The organism is Microbacterium sp. CCNWLW134, assembly GCF_037083565.1.
Lineage (GTDB): Bacteria > Actinomycetota > Actinomycetes > Actinomycetales > Microbacteriaceae > Microbacterium.
In genome coordinates, this window is the sequence record NZ_JBAOJU010000002.1 from 773057 (window position 1) to 792136 (window position 19080).

The following is a 19080-nucleotide window of genomic DNA, read 5'->3' on the forward strand; positions in this document are numbered from 1 at the left end:
TGGCCGACCCGTCACTCCTCGCGCTCCGCCGCGACGCACACCGGGGCGCGCAGGTGCCACAGCGACGGAACACTCACCGACCCCAGCAGTGCGCTCGAAAGCGGGCCACGGCGGTGGGATCCGACGACGACGAGGGAGGCGTCGGCGGCGACCGACTGGATGACCGCCACGGGATCGCCCTGTGGCACCCACTCCGGACGGACCTCGATGCCGGACGCGATGCTCCTCGCCTGCTCGCAGGCGCGATCCAGCGCCCCCCGGTCGGCCCCGACGTGCACCACGACCAGCGGTTCGCCCGAGAGCTCGGCTTCGCGCGCGGCGATCATGACGGCGGCGTCGGATGTCTCGAGATCGATTCCGACCACGACCGGCCCGTCGGGCCGTTCCCCGTCGGTCGGCACGAAGACGACGGGTGACACCGCCCGCGCGGCTGCGCGCACCGGCATCCAGCCGTGGAGGAGGTTGTGAAGCGGATCACCGCGCCTGATGCCGAGGGCCACGAGGTCGGCCGCCCTGTCGTATTCCATGAGCGCCTCCGGCATGGTGCCGGTGACGATGTGGGTGTCGACGGCGATGTCGCCCGACGCCGACCTCAGATACGCGGCCGCCAGCTCGGTCTGCGCCTCGACGTCGGAAGAGCCGCCGATCCCGAACCGCGTGACCGCGACGAGATGGACACGGAGGGGGATGCGCGCTGCGCGGGCGGCGACCCAGTCGAGGAGAGCCATGGAGGCCACCCCGGGTTCGATACCCACCACGATCGTCTGCTGTCGCACCTCGTTCTCCGATCTGCCGCCCTCACGCTATGGCGCTGCGACGGACGCGCTCGGACCGAAAGTCCCGTCACCGGGCGTCGACGGGCCAGCTAGCATGAGGCTGTGTCCGCGTCGCACGCCGTCGATCCTCTGGTCAGCCATGAAGGCGGCGACGACCGCCGCATCCCCCTGAACGATGGGCACCGGATGCCTCGGGTCGGCCTGGGCGTCTACAAGATGACCGATGACGAGGTGGCCGCTGCCGTCGCGCTGGCTCTCGACGCGGGGTACCGCGCCATCGACACCGCCGCGATGTACGGCAACGAAGCAGGTGTCGGAGCGGCGCTGGCGGCGAGCGATGTGCCCCGTGGCGACGTGTTCGTCGCCACGAAGGTGCGCTTCGAGGACAACGGGTACGACTCCACGCTGCGGGCGTTCGACGACAGCCTCGACAAGCTCCGCACCGACTACGTCGACCTCTACCTCATTCACTGGCCGGCGCCGCTGCGCGACCGATACGTCGAGGCGTGGCGCGCGCTCATCCGTCTCCGGGAAGAGGGGCGGGCCCGCTCGATCGGGGTCTGCAACTTCCATCCCGAGCACCTGGACCGGATCGTCGCCGAGACCGGTGTGATTCCCGCGGTGCACCAGGTCGAGCTGCACCCGCGCTTCCCTCAGCACCGAGTGCGCGCCTATGACGCCAACCTCGGCATCATCACTCAGGCGTGGTCGCCCTTGGCCCGGGGCCGTCTGCTCGATGAACCGGTGCTGACGAGGATCGCTCGGGCGCACGGCGTCACGCCGGCTCAGGTCGTGCTGCGCTGGCATCTGGAGAACGACGTCACCGTCATTCCGAAGTCGGTGAACCCCGACCGGATTCGGCAGAACCTCGATCTGTTCGGCTTCTCACTGACCTCTGCTGATCATGGCGCGATCGCCGATCTCGAGACCGGTGAGCGCACCGGTGTCGACCCGAACGATCGCAACTGATCGGATCGGCACCGGTGCGGTGTAGACAACGCCTCCGGGGTCAGTGCACCGGCATTCCACCGGTGACCGCGATGGTCTCGCCGACGACGTAGCTGGACTCCTGCGAGGCGAGGAAGACGAACGCCGGGGCGAGTTCGACCGGCTGGCCCGCGCGGCCCATCGGGGTCTGCGATCCGAACTCTTCGATCTTCTCGTTCGGCACGAACGCCGGCTGCAGGGGCGTCCAGATGGGGCCCGGCGCGACGCCGTTCACGCGGATGCCGCGCTCGATCAGCTGCTGCGACAGGGCGCGGGTCCAATTCGCGATCCCGGCCTTCGACACCGCGTACTCGGCGAGCGAGGGCGAGGGCTGGAAGCCCTGGACGCTCGAGGTCGTGATGATGGACGCCCCGGGCTTCAGGTGCGGCGACGCAGCTTTGGTGAGCCAGAAGAGCGGGTAGATGTTGGCCTTCACGACGTGGTCGAGGGTCTTGGTCTCGAAGTCGTCGATGCTGTCGACCGTCGGCATGGTGCCGGCGTTGATCACCAGGATGTCCAGTCCCCCGAGGCCCTCGACGGCCTTCTCGACGATCTCGATGTTGGTCTGCTCCTCCTGCAGGTCGCCCGGCAGGAGCACGGCGACCCGGCCCTCCTTCTCGATGAGGGCGGCCACCTCCTCGGCCTGGGCCTGCTCTTCGGCGAGGTAGCTGAGGGCGACGTCGGCGCCCTCGCGGGCGAAGGCGATCGCGACGGCGCGCCCGATACCCGAGTCCGCCCCGGTCACCAGAGCCTTCCGGCCGGGCAGGCGCCCGAAGCCGACGTAGGTCGTCTCGCCGTGGTCGGGTGCGGGGTCCATCTTGTGGATGTCGCCGGGCGCGCTCTGCTGCTGCGGCGGGAAGGGCGGGCGCGGGAACTGGGTCGTGGGGTCCTGAGGGGTGTACATGTTCGCCATGCCCGCCACGCTAGGCGGGAGGACGGATGCCGGGGCCCGGGGTTGCGCGCGGGCCGAGACCGCGATACGGCGCTACCTTCCGACGCCTCCGGGCGCAACCCTGCCGCGAATGCGTCGACCCTTCGTAGCCTGAACGCGTGACCCCCGCATCCCCCTCGCACAGCGACCTGCGCGATTACGCACCCATCGGCGACGGCCGCACGATCGCGCTCGTCGGTCTTCGGGGTCAGATCGACTGGCTTCCGCTGCCGAACCTCGACTCCCCGCCGGTCTTCGCCCGCATCCTCGACGACGCCACCGGCGGGTGCATCGAGCTCGCGCCTGTCGGGGAGTACACCGTCCGCCGGCGCTACGTCGCACGGACGAACGTGCTGCAGACGACCTTCACGACGCCGTCGGGGCGCGCGCGGGTGACCGATGCGCTGGTGACCGGCGTGGCGGGGCGTCTGCCGTGGGCCGAGCTCGCGCGCCGCATCGAGGGTGTCGAGGGCAGTGTCGAGTTCCAGTGGGCCGTGCAGCCCGGCTCGCGACTGCAGACGGCGGCGCCGTGGATCGAGCAGCACGAGGGCGCCGCGGTGCTCCGCGTCGGGGGTGTGTCCCTCGCCGTCGTCGGCAGCGAGCACGGCCCTGACGACCCCGACCCCGACGGCGTGACCGGTCCGGTGCTGCGCGGCCGGTTCACGACAGCTGCCGCGTCGCGGCACCTGATCGTCGTCGTCGCCACCGACGGCGAACCCCTCCACCTTCCCGTGCCCGAGAACGTCGACCGCAGCGTCGACCGCACCATCGACGGCTGGCGATCGTGGTCTCGTGAGTTCTCGTACGACGGCCCGTGGCAAGACGCCGTGCAGCGCAGCGCGCTGGCGCTGAAGCTGCTCGTGTACTCCCCGACGGGGGCGATCGCCGCCGCCGCGACCACCTCGCTTCCGGAGAACCCGCGGGGTGGGAAGAACTGGGACTACCGATTCGCGTGGGTGCGCGATCTCGCCTACACCGCACACGCCCTCGTGCGCTTCGGCCTGCGGGAGGAGACGCACGCGGCGATCTCGTGGCTGCTGCGCACCATTCGCGAGAACGGCCCCGACCTGCACGTGCTGTACTCCCTCCGCGGCGAGATCACGTCGGGCGTGGAGGAGTTCGACGTCGACGGGTGGAAGGGGATCGGCCCCGTCGTCTCGGGCAACCCGGCCCGCGATCAGCTGCAGCTGGGGGTCTACGGAGATCTCTTCGCGATCTGCCGGACGTACGTCGATGCCGGCAACATCCTGGATGTCGCCACCGGACGCATGCTCGCCGACATGGCCGATCGCACCTGCGATCTGTGGCGCAACCCCGATTCCGGCATGTGGGAGCTTCCCGAGATCCGGCACTACGTCTCGTCGAAGATGGGATGCTGGCAGGCGCTCAACGACGCCGCGTGGCTCGCCGAACGCGGGTCGATCCCCGGCAACTCCGACCGGTGGCGCGCCGAGCGCGAGCGCATCCGACAGTGGGTGGCCGAGTTCGGCTGGTCGGACGACGCCGGCAGCTACGTGATGTACCCGGGGTCCGCAGATCTCGACACCTCCGTGCTCCTGCACGCCGAGAGCGGTTTCGATCGGGGCGAGAGGATGTCGGCGACGATCGACGCGCTCACCGCGGCCCTGGGCGCCGGCGACGGACTGCTGTACCGGTACACCGGCATGGCGGATGAGGAGCACACGTTCGTCGCCTCGGCGTTCTGGCGGGCCGGCGCGCTCGCCTGCGTCGGCCGTCACGACGAGGCGCTCGCCGCGATGGATGCGCTCGTGGGCGCCGCCAACGACGTCGGCATCTACGCCGAGATGATCTCCGCCGACGACGGGGCGTTCTGGGGCAATCTCCCCCAGGCCCTCAGCCACCTCGCGCTCGTCAGCGCCGCGCTGACCATCCGTCAGCTCGTGTCGGAGGACGAGCTCGAGGGCCACTGACCCTCGGCTCGCGTCAGGCGGCGCGGGAGCCCAGCATCCGATCCGCCGTCCGCAATGACAGGGCCATCTGCGCCAGACACGGATTGGCCGACAGGGCGCTCGGGAAGGTCGAGTTGTCGCACACCCAGAGGTTCGGGATGTCGTGACTCCGGCCGTCGGCATCGACGACGCCGCGGGCCGGGTCGGAGCTCATCCGGCACGTGCCGAGGGTGTGCGCCGAACGGGCGAGCACACGGATGTCGCGGGCTCCTGCCGCCTCGAGGATGCCGGTGAGGGTACGGGACGCGTGGTCGTCGATGGCCTTCTCGTTCGGCCCCGGGGTGAACGTGACCTCGGCACGGGGCACACCGAACTCGTCGTGCTCGTCCGAGAGCACCAGCCGATTCCGCTCGGCGGGAAGGCACTCGGCATTGATCCCGACGCCGATCGAGAACTGCCACGCGTCGAGGGCCTCCATCAGCTCGCGGCCCCACAGGTCGCCGCCACGCACGAGCATCGTGGCGTGCGTCACCGGCATGACGCCGAGGCTCTGGATGAGATAGCCGCCGGCGAAATCGGCGTCGGCGGGTCGGATGAAGTCCTCGCTGATGAGGGAGGACGGATACCCGCGGTAGCCCCGGACCTGTGCATCGACCCGCCCCCACGCCTGCAGCGCGCCATGCGCGAGGAAATTGCGCCCCACCATCCCACTGGAATTCGAAAGCCCCGTGTGGAGGAGCAGGCGAGGCGTCTCGACCCCGCCTGCGGCCAGCACCAGCGTCGCGCACCGCTGACGCATCTCCCGCCCGTCGCGGGTGTACACCACCGCCACGACCCGGCCGGCACGGTCGAGCTCGATGCCGTGCACTGTGCTGTCGGGGCGTATCTCGGCGCCGGCCGCCACCGCCGCAGGCAGATAGGTGTTCGCCGTCGTCGCCTTGGCGTCGGTGCGATCGCCCTGGTGGATGCTGCCGAGGTTGAGGGTGCGCGAACGGCGGCCGTAGTGCGGCTGGTCGTGGTCGCGGGTGAGGATCGCCGCGGGGGCTGTGGCGCTGCGGATGCCCAGAGCATCGCACCCTTCGGCGACGAGCTCGGCGGGAGCGTTCCGCTCCGTGCCGGGCCAGTGGTACGTCCGCTCCTCGTCCCACGGGTAGGGGGTCGGGCCCGAGACGCCGATGGTGCGCTCGACCTCCTCGATGTAGCGGGTGAGCTCGCCGTGGTCGATCGGCCAGTCCTCGCCCACGCCGAACTCGGTCCGCAGCGCCAGGTCGCGCGCGTCGGGGCGCGGTGTGAACGCTCCCCAGTGGAGGGTGCCGCCGCCGACTCCGCGGCCGCTGTTGTTCGGCCCGAACGCGGTCGGGGCGTCACCGCCGCTGATCCGCTCCGACATCCAGTTCACGCGCCGACCCTCGACCTCGTCGGGGATCAGCCGGTCGGGGTCGAAGTTCGGGCCGGCCTCCAGCGCCACGACCCGGAGGCCCGCGGCGGCGAGGCGGGCCAGGAGCGGGCCGCCTCCGGCTCCGGTGCCCACCACCACCACGTCGACGGTCTCGTCGGTGGGGTAGGTGCGCATATGGGTGAGATTCATTCGTCGTCTTCCGGAGCGAGGGTGCCGAGGGTGTCGGGTTCCCAGGCTGCGCGGCGGTCGGCGCGCAGCTCGGAGAACCCGGGGTCTGAAGCGGTGATCGCGGTGATGAAACCGTCGAAGCCGAGGCGGGCGGCGGTGGCGGGATGCGACACCCACGCCTGCGCGAGGTCGGAACGGATGTCTTCGAACCACCGCCGGGTGGTCTCGTCGTCCCACGGGGAGCCGGTGAAACCGTCCCCGGCGATGAGGTCGGAGATGAGCTGATCCTGACTGGTGGTGTCTCCCGGCCAGACATCGGCGAGCGCGTCGAGTCCGAGCCGGTAGGCCTCGGCGTCGCGGGGCAGACCCGGTGGGCGCCAGCCGTCGCCTCGGCCGGCGGCGAGTTCGCGGTCGACGACGCGAGCGAGGTCGAACCGGTCGTCGAGGTCGCGCGGCATCAGGCGCGCTGCGATCGACCCGAGAAGGACCAGCTGCCCGCGCGAGAGTGCCCGCGGTTCGGCGTCGGGGTCGTCCGCGAGATGGCGGCGGGAGAGGATGCCGCGGGTCTCGGCATCGGTCCGATCGGAGGCGATGACACGTCCCCAGCTCTCGGGTACGCGGGTGGAGGCCGCCGAGACGGTGTCCCAGAGCCTTTCGATCGCCGCGGCGACCTCGGCCGGGCGCTCGAACAGCAGCAGATGGCCGGCTCCGGGCAACGACGTGACCGTCGCATTCGGCAGGGTGCGGGCGACCAGGCCCGGCTGGGCGTCGGCGCCGAGATCGCCGTCCTCCGCACCTGCGAGGACGACGGCGGGGAGGGCGGAGATGTCCAGGTCGGCGCTGACGTCTTCGCGGCTGCCCTCTTCGAGCCAGCGTCGCCAGGCCAGCGGCGACATCGCCCGCACCTGCGCGATCGCCGCCGTCTCGTCGGCGGGATCCAGCGGCGCGGCGACGTTGTCGGCCACGAACTCCCCTGCGTGCTCTTCGGCGATCGGCCCATCCGTCACCCACGAGAGCATCTGGTCTCGTTTTTCGGTGGCCATGGGCTCTGGAGTGGCCGGAGAGGGGGCGAGCAGGACGAGCCCCGCGAGCCCGAACAGGGGCGCGTCACCGCGGAGGACGCGGTCGGCGACGACGGCGGCGACCTTTCCTCCCATGCTGTGGCCGCAGAGGATCCACGGGCCACCGGTCGCCGTCTGCGCGATCGCCTCGATGACGCCGTCGGCGAGGGCGGAGACGCTTCCGTCCGCGGCATCCGCACGTCCGCCGTGCCCCGCCAGGTCGATGCCGACCACCGCGAGGCCGGGGGAGAGGTGCGTGACGAGGGGGACGGCGGCCTCGGCCGACAGCCCGAGCCCCGGCAGCACGTAGACCGTGCCTTCGGGTCTCACGGGGTGATCATCCCGCCGTTGACGTTCAGCGTCGCGCCCGAGACGTAGCTGGATTCCGCCGAGGCGAGGAACACGTATGCGGGCGCCAGCTCGGCGGGCTGGCCGGAGCGCTGGTAGGTGTTCTCGTCGTCGAAGGCCTTCATCTGCTCGTCCGAGACGCCGTCCGAGACCTGCAGGGCGGTCCAGACCGGCCCGGGTGCGACGACGTTCACCCGGATTCCGCGCTCGGCGAGCTGCTGCGCGAGGCCCTTCGAGAGATTGTTGATGGCCGCCTTCGTCGCGGCGTAGTCGAGGCGGTCGGGGGCGGGCTTGTACGCCTCGAGGGAGGCGGTGTTGATGATGCTCGCGCCCGCGGGGAGGTGGGCGAGGGCTGCCTTCGTCAGCCAGAACGGCGCGAAGACGTTCGTGCGGAACGTCAGCTCGAACTGTTCGTCGCTGAGGTCTTCGACCCGGTCGACCGCGATCTGCCGTCCGGCATTGTTCACGAGGATGTCCAGGCCGCCGAGGGCCGAGACCGCCTCGTCGATGACCTCGCGACAGCGCGCGGCGTCCGCGATGTCGGCGATGATCGCATGGCCCCGCGCTCCGGCATCCGCGATCTGCTCCAGGATGTGTGCGGCATCCTCCGTCTCGTCGGGGAGGTGCACGATCGCGACATCGGCGCCCTCGCGGGCGAACGCGATCGCGACGGCGCCGCCGATCCCCGAGTCGCCGCCGGTGACCAGGGCCTTCCGGCCTGCAAGGCGCCCGGTGCCGCGGTAGGTCTCTTCACCCAGGTCGGGGACCGGCTGCATCCGCGCCTGCACCCCCGGCTCGGGCTGGTGCTGCAGCGGTGGCTCGACGCGGGGATAGCGCTTCACCGGGTCGTCGAAGGTGTACTGGTCCCGAGTGCTCATGCGGTCACGATATGTGGCACGAAGGGATCCGGGCCGGGCTTGCGGAGCAGGCACTTTTCCGTCAGAGTGCGGGGCGCTCGTCGAGCGGCTCTGAAGGAGACGAGCCCCGATACCGTGCTGGTCTCCACGCTGCCGCCGATGCGGCACCATCGCGACTAGGAGACGCCGGCGTCAGCGGAAGGAGTCGGGTCCGCCCCATCCGCCCACCCAGGCCTCGATCCGAGGATCGTCGCGCACCGGGAACACTCCGGATGCGACGACGGATGCGACGCGGAAGGCGGATTCGGTGCCCCACCGCTCGGCGCGCTTGGTCGCGCGGCGCGAGCGGAGCGCGCCGAGGTGTGTGCCTGTGTCGTCGGTGAGGCGGAGCGTTCCGACGTCTCCGGTACCCAGCCGATCGACGAGATCGATGAGCCGGGCAGGGTCGGTGATGACGAATGGCCGGTCGACGCGGAGGGCCACCCGAGCATCGGGGAGGGCTCCCCACGACACCCGGGGGTCGGGAAGGGGTGAATCGACCCCGTCGTCGAGCACCACCCGTGCCCGGGGGAAGGCCGCGAGCACGGAGTCGACCGTGAGGAAGAGCGCCGCCGCGGGAGGAGAGCCCGCGACGTGCACGACGAGGTCGGGCGCGGTCGGCAACAAACCTCGCGGCGCGGAGCCGCGGACGGGGATGTCGCGGGCGAGGCGGATCGACTGCGCGTTGGCACGCGGGATGTCCGAGCCGTCGCGCTCGGACCACTCCGGGCCGTCGTGCCATGCGACGGCGTCGGGCACGTGGGCGAAGACGGCGCCCGCCTGCCAGGCGCGGTGTGCGAACTCCCAGTCCTCGCCGCCGTACGCGGTGAACGACTCGTCGAAGCCGTCGACGTCGTCGTACAGGCGCCGCGAGCAGGCCATGACGGCGCCGATGATGAAGCGATACGACCGGTCGTCGGCGTCGAGCAGGTTGCGGGTCTGCGCATACGCGTCGCGGAGCCAGGTGGGCTCGGCCAGTTCTCGCTCGGCGGCCGCTTCGGGAAGGGGAGCGTCGCGGCGCAGGGCGCCGAAGTCGGCGTGGCGTCGCCGGCCCACCGTGACGGCCTCGGGGAGGAGCGCCGGCAGCCGGGTCAGTCGACGGACGTACGCAGGCTCGGGTGCCGTATCGGCGTCGAGGAAACACAGCACATCGCCCGAGCTGGCGCGCACGCCGAGGTTGCGCACGGCGGAGAGACGGAAGCCGCGGTCGTCCTGCCGCACGAGCCTGACACCGGAGGGAACCGCGACCTCTCCGGGGCTGCCGTCGTCGGCGACGATGATCTCGATGAGGTCGGCGGGGTAATCCTGCACATCCAGCGCGTGGAGGGTGCGGGCGAGTTCGGCGGGCTGGTCGAAGTGGGCGACGATCACCGAGACCCGGGGGAGCGGCTCGGGGGTGACGCCGTCGAGGGAGTCCCAGCAGTTCCCGACGATCCACGGTTCGCGGGCCGTCATGGCAGATCGTCCCACCAGGAGAGGTACGCGTCGGCAACCTCGGCGAGGGAGAACGGCACCGTGCTCAGACCGTGTCGGGTGGACTCCGGGTCGCCGGCCGCGACGCGGAGGGCGGTCGCGAGGTCCGCGGGGTCGGCGGTGTGCAGCGTTCCCGGGCGCAGCCGCGCCATCTCGTCGACGTAGCGGTTCCGCTCGGCGACGGGGCGCCGGCCCCACCCGATCCAGGTGGCGAGCGAGCCCGAGGCCGAGACGTGGCGATGCGCGACCACGGGCACCGAGACGGTGCGACCGCGTCGGGCGAGCTCGGCGTCATCGAGCCATCCGGTCACCTCCACCTCGACGCCGAGCGCGTGCGCGCGGCGGACGAAGGTCTCGAGATCGGCGGCGTGGCCGTCGGAGGCCCGGCCGAGCACCGTCATCCGTGGCAGGCCCGCCTGCGCCGCCGCCAGGGCCACCTCGTCGTGACCCTTGCCCGGGTAGAAGAAGCCGAGAACCCCGACGGTGCCGTCGAGGGGACCCGCGCCGGTGCTGCCGGCGATATCGACGGGAAGGGGGATGCTGGTGACCGACCTCGCGCGGATGTCCGCCTCGCCCAGCAGCGCGAGCTCGTGATCGCTGTTGACCGCGACGGCGCGGGCGGCGGCCGCGACGGCGGCGTAGGCGGCCTGCCGACGCGGGAGGTTCCGCGGTCCGTCCGATGGCTGGGGCACGTCGTGCAGCGTGACGGTGACGGGTCGCCGCCGGGCGAGGGCGGTGACGCGTTCGGCCGCGGACTCGGGCGATTCTCCCCACAGGCGATCGGTGAACTGCACATGGACGGGCGTGCCCGCTGCGACGCCCGGTTCGTGGGCCACGTCGATCACTCGCACGCCCAGGCGTTGCGCCGCGATCGTCCCAGCGAGCTGCCGGCCGTACACGGCGACCCCGTGCGTGCCTTCGTGCGTGACGAGGGACGGCGCAGCGATCATGACCGCCACCGGGCGAGGAGGGGCGCGAGGCGCGTGAGCGCTGCATCGACGAAGGCCGGGTGGGCGGCATACCAGCGTCGATGGGCCTCGCGCACGTCGGCGTCGTCGACCGGTCGGCCCTCCACCAGCCAGTGGGTGCGCGGGGGCTCCGTAAGCGACCAGGCCTCGACGACCTCGGGGATGAGGGGGCTCCGGACCGATGCGAGGAGCGGACGCCCCGGATCGTGCACCGGTCCGTCGAGGCCGAGCGCCTCGAGCACGCGCGCACCGAGGGGCAGCCAGATCGCGTTGCCGGGGTGGTTCACCGTGCGGGCGTGCTCTGCGGTGAGATCGCCGTTTCGACCTGTGCCGTACAGGTCCGAGACCGGCACGTCGATGTGCTGCTCACGGGCGCGGAGCTCGCCGAGCGAGTCTTGCGCGACCCTGCGGACGTCGCCGGGCTCCAGCGCGGTTCGCGTGGCGATCCCGCCCGCCTCTGCCAGGGTGCGGACGTCGTGGTAGGCCACGATCGGCGGGTCTTCGTCCACGCCCGGCACCCGGATCGCGGCCTGGAACGGCTGGAGCCCCGCGAAGCGGACCGACGGCACGGTCAGCACGGCGCCCCCCGTCGCGGCCGCGAGCTGTCGGGTGCCCAGGGGGAGGCCACGGTAATCGGGTCGGATCGGCTGGGTCACCACGTACGCCGCATCCGTGATGATCTCGTGGAGTCTCGCGGCCTCGTCGGCGGTCATCTCGTGCACCGGAGGCACGCGGAGGAAGCGCCGATCCGGGGCATCCAGCACGATCCGCAGGGATTCGGCCTGGCAGTTGCCGACGACGACCCCGTACCGATCGGGCACGGGGGACAGCCCGAAGAACTCGGCGTAGTGCTGCTGCCGCGTTATCACCGAAGGGTCGCCCGGCGCAACGGCGGCGGGCACATTCGGGGCACCGTTCATGATGTGAACGTAGCTTGTCGATGACGTCGTCCCTCCCTCGCCCGTATCCATTGCGACGTCTGCGCGGATCTGGTACCGCGGAGCGCTCGACGGGCGGAGGGAGAGAAGAAATACGCACCGACACCGGCCTCGTCCGCATCGCCTCGATCCCTGCCGCGCATCCCTACGTGGACGCGATCACCGACCGCCGTTTCGTGGAAGTCCTGCCCGATCCGCCCGTCCCCGGCGCTCCCGACGGCCAGTGGTGGCCGCCCGTTGCTCTGACGACGGGGTGGCTGCGAGCCAACGCCGAGCACCTCGACGCGCTGCACGTCCACTTCGGACTCGAGTCGTTCTCGCCCGCGGAACTCCGAGCGGCGCTCGCCACCGCTCGTGACCTCCGCCTTCCGGTCATCTACACCGTGCACGACCTGGAGAATCCGCAGCTCCTCGACCAGACCGGCTACGTCGACCTGCTCGACGTGATCATCCCCGCCGCGGACCACCTCACCACTCTCACCGCCGGCGCCGACGCAGAGGTCGGGCATCGCTGGGGCCGCGAATGCGCGGTGATCCCCCACCCCTCGCTGGCCGGCGACGACGGAGACGCGCGCACGCCCGCCCCGCGCAGGGAGGAGGTGCGCGTCGGGATGCACCTGCGCGACCTCCGGCCGAACATCAACGCTGCGGGCGCCGTGCGTGCTGCGGGGGCGGCCGCCGACCTGTTCGAGGGCGACGAGACGCCCGTGATCATCGAGATCCTCATGAACGAACGGGTGCGCGACGCCGAACTCGCCGTGCGTCTCGAGACGCTCGCCGCGCAGCACCCGTCCGTGCACCTGCGACGCACGGCTCGCATGACGGATGTCGACGTCGAGGCGTGGCTCGCCGCGCTCGACCTGTTCGTCGTGCCGTATCGCCACGGGACGCACTCGGGGTGGGCGGAACTGTGCTTCGACCTCGGGGTGCCCGTCGCGGGCACCGCGGTGGGTCACATCGCCTCGCAGCATCCATCGTCCTTCTCGATCATCGACCTCGACGACCCCGCGACGCTGGCCGCGGCGATCCGTCGTGCTCGGGTCGCCCGACAGGCGGCGGACGAGCCGGCCGTGCGCGACGCCCGTCGCCGGGCGCGCCTGCGCGAGCGCGACGAGGTGCGGGCCGCGCACCTCGCGCTCTACCGGCGCGCGATCGACGAACGTGCGCGGCGTCGCCCTGCCGAGGAGGGGCGGCGATGAGCGGGGTCGAGCGACTGCGGATCCTGGTGGTCGCGCCGGAACGGCACGCGCTTCGCCAGCCGCACGCAGGCGGCCTGGAGGCGGTGGTCTGGAATCGCGTGCGGTGGCTGCGGCGGCAGGGACACGCGGTGTTCCTGTGCGCGGCCGATGGTTCGGACTTCCTCGGGGCGCACCCGGAGCTGCGGCTTCCGAGCCCGCGCTGGAACCGGCCGGAGGACGCCTCCGACTCGCTGAGCCCGCGAGGGCACGAGCAGCGGATGGGCGAGGCGTTCCACCGGGTGCGGCATCTGCTCGCGACCGGCATGCTGCCGGTCGATGTCGTCGACAACCACAGCCTTCACCCCGATCCGATCCTCTGGAGCCGCGACCTCGGGCTGCCGGTGGTGACGACGTTGCACACGCCGCCGCTGCCGGGAATGGTCGAGGCTTCCCAGCGCCTGTCCGGCCGGGAGCCTCACCGTTTCCTCGCCGTGAGTCAGTTCACCGCCCGGGCGTGGTCGCAGGCCGGCGTCGACTCGTTCGTCTTCGCCAACGGCGTCGACGCCGACCAGTGGCGCCTCGGTCCGGGCGGGCGGGACTGGGTGTGGTTCGGGCGGATCGTTCCCGAGAAGGCGCCGCACCTGGCGATCCGCGCGGCCCTGCGGGCCGGGGCTCACCTGCGGATCGCCGGCCGGATCGGCGACGTGACCTATTTCACCAGGGAGATCGAACCCCTCCTCGGCGGGGGCATCGACTACCTCGGCCCGATGAGCCTCCCCGCACTGAGCGCGGTGATCGGCGCCTCGGCCGTTGCCCTCGTGACCCCCGTGTGGGACGAGCCGTTCGGGCTCGTCGCCGCTGAAACGCTCATGACCGGTACCCCGGTCGCCGCTTTCGACTCCGGCGGAATCGGCGAGGTCCTCGCCGGCATGCCCGCCACGGCCGTCGTGCCGGCCGGCGACGTCGGCGCGCTCGCGCGCGCCGCCGCAGGCCTCGCCGGACTCTCGCGATGGGGTCTTCCTCGCGGCCGCATCCGGGATGCCGCAGCGGCGCGCTACTCGCTCGAGCTGCGCCATCGCGAGATCGAGCGGGTGCTGTCGGTCGCCGCATCCGGTTCGGGGGTTCCTGCGCTCGCCTCGGCGGACGTCGTGGGCACGGCGGTCGGGGCGTGATCGGCTGGTACGTCCATCACCACGGCTGGGGGCACGCCACCCGTCTTCGGGCGATCGTTCCGCACCTCGACGACGAGGTCACCGTGTTCTCCTCGCTGCCCGAGCCGATCGGCCTCCCCGCCGGCGCGCGATGGGTGAGGCTCCCCTCTGATGCCGACGACATCATCGGCGTGGACGGCGCTCGGCGTCCTGCGCGACACTTCGGTGACGAGACCGCGCGCGGATCGTTGCACTGGGCGCCGATCGCGCACCCCGGGCACCGCGCACGGCTCGCGGTGATCGCCGACTGGGCCGCCGCGGGCGAGGTGTCGGCCTTCGTCGTCGACGTGAGTGCCGAGGTCTCGGCGTTCGTGCGGCTGCTCGGGATCCCGACCGTGGTGGTGGCCCAGCCGGGCCGCCGAACGGATCGTCCGCACCGGATGGCGTACGAGATGGCCGACTGCATCCTCGCACCGTGGGCGGTCGGCACGATCCCGGCCGAAGGCCTGGCAGGCTTCGACGATCGCGTCCGACGTGTCGGCGGGGTGTCGCGGTACGACGGGCGGGGAGCGGGCCACGCGGGCGGCCGACAGGTGCTGTTCCTGGGGCGGACCGTGGATGATGTCGTCCTGCGTCGCGCGATCGCCCTCCTCCGCGCCGACGGGTGGAGCGTCGAGACGGCCGGGACCGGGGATGGTGATCGCATCGACGACGTCTGGCCGATGATCGCCGGCGCGCAGGTGGTCGTGAGCGCTGCCGGGCAGAACAGTGTCGCCGATCTCGCCGCCGCGAATGCGCGCGCGGTCGTCGTGCCGCAGGAGCGGCCCTTCGACGAGCAGGGCGAGACCGCGCGCGTCCTCGCCGCCGGCGGATGGGCGGAGGTCGCACCGCCATCGGTCGATCCCGAGCAGCTCGTCGGGCTGGTGACGCGCGCCTCCGATCGCACGCCGGACTGGAGCGGCTGGCAGGTGCGAGGGGCGGCCGCGCGTGCGGCCGCCGTCATCGGCGAGGTGCGCGTGTGACCGGGCGCGTGGCGGTCATCACCGCGTGGTCGCGCGACCGCGAGGACCATCTGCTCCGCCAGCGGGCCTTCCTTTCGAGCGTCTCGGCTTCGGGGACGGAGATCCTCCGCGTCGACGTCGGGCTGGACGCCGATCCCGCGGCGACGCCGCCGGGCGTCGTCGCCGGGCACGTTGCGCCCGGACCCCACGGCGTGCGCGTGGGGGCAGCGCGGAACGAGGGTGCGCGGATCGCGCTCGACCACGGTGCCGAGGTGCTGGTCTTCCTCGACGTCGACTGCCTGCCGGGCCCCGAGCTTCTTCGGCGGTACGTCGAGGTGCTCCGCGGTCATCCGTCCGACATCGCCTGCGGACCGGTCACCTATCTCGCGAGCGTCGAACGCCCCGGCCGGCCCGACCAGCTCGATGCGATGACCCGGCCCCATCCGGCGCGGCCGAGCCCCGCCCCCGGGGAGAGCCGGCCGGGGTCGAGCACGGAATACGACCTCTTCTGGTCGCTCTCCTTCGCCGTCACGGCCGACACCTGGCGTCGCCTCGGCGGATTCGACGAGGCCTACGAAGGCTACGGGGCCGAGGACACAGATTTCGCCCGCCGCGCGCGGGCCTCGGGCGTCGGCCTGAGATGGGTCGGCGGGGCACACGCCTACCACCAGTGGCATCCGGCGGGCTCACCGCCCTGGCGTCATCTGGACGACATCCTGCGCAACGGCGCGCTGTTCGCGCGTGCCTGGGGCGAGTGGCCCATGAGGGGCTGGATCGATGCGTTCGTCGCGGCAGGAGCGGTCGAGGAGCACGCGGGCGGGTTCCGCCGCGCGGCGGTGTGAGGGATCAGGAGAGGCGGGTCACCAGATGGTGCCGCCGCCGATGGAGATGCCGCCCCACGTGAGCAGGACGAAGATCGCCGCGAAGACCACCGGGGCGATGCCCTTGCCGCTGCGTGCCAGGCCCTTCAGTAGGGCGATCACGACCAGGACGGCCGCGACGAGAGACAGACCCCCGCCGAGGATGAGTCCGATGAACAGCGGGATCGGCATGAGGACGAGGCCGGCGAGCCCGACCCAGAAGGCGGCCCAGGCGGTGGGGTTGCGGGTGCGTGCGGCGGCGTTCGACATGCCTCGATACTGTCAGAGCCGGGCCGCCGATGCGCCGAGGCCGCGATCTCGAGGGGGAACCGTGAGCGGAGCGCCGTGGCTGCCGCGTCCCTCACTCCTGCATCTCGGGCGAGATCCGAGGATTTTGGGGGCGCATCACCGACCGCCGGCCCGTTCTGCAGGAGTTGGGGACCGCCGCCGATCGGGACGGCCGAGGCGCGGCATCGGCGATCGCCGCTAGCGTGAGGGCGGCGGCGCCAGGCAGGGGCGCTGAGGTCGGCGAACGGGGGAGATGACGATGACACAGGTGGGACCGGAGCCGGCGACGCTTCCTCCCGTCACCGGCTACACCGTGGGCGACTACCTCCTCGACCGGCTCGCAGGCGCCGGCATCCGGCACCTCTTCGGCGTTCCCGGCGACTTCACCCTGTCGTTCCTCGATCACGTGCAGGCCCACCCCGACATCGAGTGGGTGGGGTGCGCGAACGAGCTGGGCGCCGGGTACGCCGCCGACGGCTACGCACGACTGCACGGGCTGGGGGCGCTCTGCACCACCTTCGGCGTCGGCGAGCTGTCCGCGATCGCGGCCCTCGCGGGCAGCCGCGCCGAGCACGTCCCCGTCGTTCACGTGGTGGGGGCGCCGACGACGGCCACCCAGGCGGCGGGGCGCGCGACGCATCACACGCTCGGCGACGGCGACTTCGGCCACTTCGCACGCATGACGGCGGAGGTCGCGGCAGCCCACGCCACGGTCACCGCGCGTGGATACGCCGACGAGATCGATCGTGTGATCATCGAGGCCCGAGATCGTCGCCTCCCCGGCTACCTCGTGCTGCCGGCCGACGTCGCGGCGGCACCCGCCTCTCCTCCGGCGGGGTCGCTCCCGGAGCATCCCGGGGTCACCGACGCCGGCGTGGCGGCGGACTTCCGTGCCCGCCTGATCGAGCGGATGACGCAGGCGTCGACCGTGACGCTCCTCGCCGACATCCTCGTCTCCCGACTCGGAGCCGAGCATCACCTGCACCGGGTGACCGCCCTCGGTGTGCCGCACGCGACGCTCCTGTGGGGGCGTCGCGTCGTCGACGAATCGGCGCCCGCCTACCTCGGCTCCTACCTGGGGGCCTCCAGTGACGAGCACGTGCGCACCGCCGTCGAGGACGCCGATCTGCTCGTCATGGCCGGTGTGCAGTTCACCGACCTGACCAGCGGCTTCTTCTCGCAGCGCATCGACCCCGCACGCGCAGTCGAGATCGGCGGCGAGGCGGTCTCGTGGGACGGCCGCCTCTTCTCGCCGCTGGCGATGACCGACGCGCTGGACATCGTGGCCGAGGTCCTCATCGAGACGGGCGCGGGCGGGCGCGCAGGGGCGACGGCTCCGACGGCACCCGGCGCAGCGGCCGCGGACGAAGCAGACAGCCCTCTCGGTCAGGACGCCCTGTGGCGCGAGGTCGCCGACTTCCTCCGACCCGGCGATATCGTCTTCGCCGATCAGGGCACCTCGTTCTACGGCATGGCCGATCATCGGCTGCCGGGCGGGGTCACCTTCATCGGGCAGCCTCTCTGGGCCTCGATCGGATACACCCTGCCCGCCGTCCTGGGCGCGGCGCTCGCCGCCCCCGATCGACGCCCCGTGCTCCTCATCGGCGACGGCGCCGCCCAGATGACCGTCGCGGAGCTCGGCACCCTCCTGCGTCGCGGCATCCCCGCCGTGGTGGTCGTCGTCGACAACGCCGGGTACACGGTCGAGCGTGTCATCCACGGTCCGAACGCCGCCTACAACGACATCGGCAGGTGGGACTGGGTGATGCTGATGAGGGCGATGGATGCCACAGGGTCGGCGAGCGGCATCCGTGTCGCCACGGCGGCGGGGTTGCGGGCCGCGCTCTCCGAGGCGCGCGAGTCCTCGTCGCTGACGCTGATCCAGGCGGTCGTGCCGCCGCAGGACGTGCCACCGGTGCTCCGGACGATCGCGGCCGCGGCGGCGGCCGCGAATCGGCCGAAGAGCTGATCGGTCGCGTGGGGTAGCGGGCACCGCCCCTCGCCACGGCAGACTGGCGGCGGAGCGACCAGGGGAGGCGGCGATGGCCGGGAAAGAGACGCACGAGAGTGCGGGCCCGACGGAGTCCGCCGCGAGACGCCCGCGCGTTCCCGTCTCCGCGGAGCGGCTGAAGGCCTTCACCGACGCCGTCGTCGCCATCGCGATGACGCTGCTGATCCTGCCCCTGATCAACACGATCGGCGATGCGTCAGAAGCCGGGCAGTCCACGGCTGACTGGATCGGCGCGAACCTGGACTCGATCACGCTCTTCGCGCTGAGCTTCGTGCTGATCGCCACCTTCTGGATGAGTCACCACCGCCTGTTCGCCCTCGTCGAGCATGTGACCGACCCGCTGCTGTGGATCACGGTGGCGTGGATGCTGACGATCGCGTGGCTCCCCGTCGCCACCGCCCTCACGGGGCAGACCCGTCGAGACGCCCTGCAGCTCGTCGTCTACATCGGCACGATGGCGCTGACGTGCCTCACCCTCGCATGCGCCCGCCTCTACCTGCGGGCCCACCCCGAGCTCCATCGCATCCCTGAGATCGGCATGCGGCGGGGGCTGCTCGCCGACCTGTTGACGACTGTGATGTTCGTCGTCGCACTCGTGATCGGTATCGCGCTTCCCGAGATCGGCTATTCGGCGCTCTTCCTCATGATCCTCGTCGGCCCGCTGCACACGCTCTGTGCGCGAGCGCTCGGACTCGTCGACGCGGCATCGGCGCCCGACCGGCGCTGATGAGCGCGG

The 19080-nt window shown here is 71.9% G+C and carries 17 protein-coding genes; 8 read left to right on the forward strand and 9 right to left on the reverse strand.

The features are described from left to right. Positions 1–11: 11 nt before the first annotated feature. A complete protein-coding gene (locus V6S02_RS14275) occupies positions 12–776 on the reverse strand; it encodes a universal stress protein (protein WP_336401377.1) in 765 nt (254 codons plus the stop codon). A gap of 102 nt (positions 777–878) precedes the next feature. On the opposite strand from V6S02_RS14275, the gene V6S02_RS14280 reads away from it, so the two are divergent. Then, complete coding sequence (locus V6S02_RS14280; protein ID WP_336401378.1) at positions 879–1745, forward strand: aldo/keto reductase; 867 nt, start codon at positions 879–881, stop codon at positions 1743–1745. 40 nt (positions 1746–1785) lie between these two features. On the opposite strand, the gene V6S02_RS14285 is transcribed toward V6S02_RS14280, so the two are convergent. Continuing rightward, on the reverse strand, positions 1786–2676 hold the full coding sequence (locus tag V6S02_RS14285; protein ID WP_124292460.1) for an SDR family oxidoreductase: 891 nt from the start codon (positions 2674–2676) through the stop codon (positions 1786–1788). 137 nt (positions 2677–2813) lie between these two features. On the opposite strand from V6S02_RS14285, the gene V6S02_RS14290 reads away from it, so the two are divergent. After that, positions 2814–4625: a glycoside hydrolase family 15 protein gene (locus tag V6S02_RS14290; RefSeq protein ID WP_124292461.1), complete on the forward strand. Its 1812-nt coding sequence runs from the start codon at positions 2814–2816 to the stop codon at positions 4623–4625. A gap of 13 nt (positions 4626–4638) precedes the next feature. On the opposite strand, the gene V6S02_RS14295 is transcribed toward V6S02_RS14290, so the two are convergent. From V6S02_RS14295 to V6S02_RS14320, 6 genes are all read right to left on the reverse strand, one after another. Next, complete coding sequence (locus V6S02_RS14295) at positions 4639–6192, reverse strand: GMC family oxidoreductase (RefSeq protein ID WP_336401379.1); 1554 nt, start codon at positions 6190–6192, stop codon at positions 4639–4641. Then, the gene (locus V6S02_RS14300; protein WP_336401380.1) at positions 6189–7562 is read right to left on the reverse strand and encodes an alpha/beta fold hydrolase; all 1374 of its coding nucleotides are present in this window, start codon (positions 7560–7562) and stop codon (positions 6189–6191) included. Before V6S02_RS14300 ends, V6S02_RS14295 begins: the two co-directional genes overlap by 4 nt. After that, entirely contained in the window at positions 7559–8458 is a 900-nt protein-coding gene (locus tag V6S02_RS14305) for an SDR family oxidoreductase (protein ID WP_336401381.1), read from the reverse strand. The genes V6S02_RS14300 and V6S02_RS14305 overlap by 4 nt, the downstream gene beginning before the upstream one ends. A gap of 171 nt (positions 8459–8629) precedes the next feature. Further along, positions 8630–9931, reverse strand: a complete 1302-nt coding sequence (locus V6S02_RS14310) for a glycosyltransferase (RefSeq protein ID WP_336401382.1) — start codon at positions 9929–9931, stop codon at positions 8630–8632. Beyond that, a complete protein-coding gene (locus tag V6S02_RS14315; RefSeq protein WP_336401383.1) occupies positions 9928–10899 on the reverse strand; it encodes a hypothetical protein in 972 nt (323 codons plus the stop codon). Before V6S02_RS14315 ends, V6S02_RS14310 begins: the two co-directional genes overlap by 4 nt. Further along, on the reverse strand, positions 10896–11837 hold the full coding sequence (locus V6S02_RS14320) for a WcbI family polysaccharide biosynthesis putative acetyltransferase (RefSeq protein WP_336401384.1): 942 nt from the start codon (positions 11835–11837) through the stop codon (positions 10896–10898). The genes V6S02_RS14315 and V6S02_RS14320 overlap by 4 nt, the downstream gene beginning before the upstream one ends. A 167-nt stretch (positions 11838–12004) precedes the next feature. On the opposite strand from V6S02_RS14320, the gene V6S02_RS14325 reads away from it, so the two are divergent. From V6S02_RS14325 to V6S02_RS14340, 4 genes are read left to right on the forward strand one after another with little or no spacing between them, the layout of a single operon-like run. Then, positions 12005–13054 (forward strand): hypothetical protein, encoded by a 1050-nt coding sequence (locus tag V6S02_RS14325; protein WP_336401385.1) that lies wholly within the window; start codon positions 12005–12007, stop codon positions 13052–13054. Then, entirely contained in the window at positions 13051–14205 is a 1155-nt protein-coding gene (locus V6S02_RS14330; RefSeq protein WP_336401386.1) for a glycosyltransferase, read from the forward strand. The genes V6S02_RS14325 and V6S02_RS14330 overlap by 4 nt, the downstream gene beginning before the upstream one ends. Further along, positions 14202–15206 carry a glycosyltransferase gene (locus V6S02_RS14335; protein ID WP_336401387.1) on the forward strand — a complete coding sequence of 335 codons (1005 nt, stop codon included), beginning with the start codon at positions 14202–14204 and terminating at the stop codon, positions 15204–15206. The genes V6S02_RS14330 and V6S02_RS14335 overlap by 4 nt, the downstream gene beginning before the upstream one ends. Next, positions 15203–16027, forward strand: coding sequence for a glycosyltransferase family 2 protein (locus V6S02_RS14340; protein WP_336401388.1), 825 nt, complete (start codon positions 15203–15205; stop codon positions 16025–16027). Before V6S02_RS14335 ends, V6S02_RS14340 begins: the two co-directional genes overlap by 4 nt. Before the next feature lie 18 nt (positions 16028–16045). Here the strand turns inward: V6S02_RS14340 and V6S02_RS14345 are convergent, their stop codons facing one another. After that, positions 16046–16315 carry a hypothetical protein gene (locus V6S02_RS14345; RefSeq protein ID WP_124292477.1) on the reverse strand — a complete coding sequence of 90 codons (270 nt, stop codon included), beginning with the start codon at positions 16313–16315 and terminating at the stop codon, positions 16046–16048. 277 nt (positions 16316–16592) lie between these two features. Here V6S02_RS14345 and V6S02_RS14350 point away from each other — a divergent pair, with 277 nt between their 5' ends. After that, a complete protein-coding gene (locus V6S02_RS14350; protein WP_336401389.1) occupies positions 16593–18302 on the forward strand; it encodes an alpha-keto acid decarboxylase family protein in 1710 nt (569 codons plus the stop codon). Between the two features lie 73 nt (positions 18303–18375). Then, positions 18376–19071, forward strand: a complete 696-nt coding sequence (locus V6S02_RS14355; RefSeq protein ID WP_336401390.1) for a TMEM175 family protein — start codon at positions 18376–18378, stop codon at positions 19069–19071. Positions 19072–19080 lie beyond the last annotated feature (9 nt).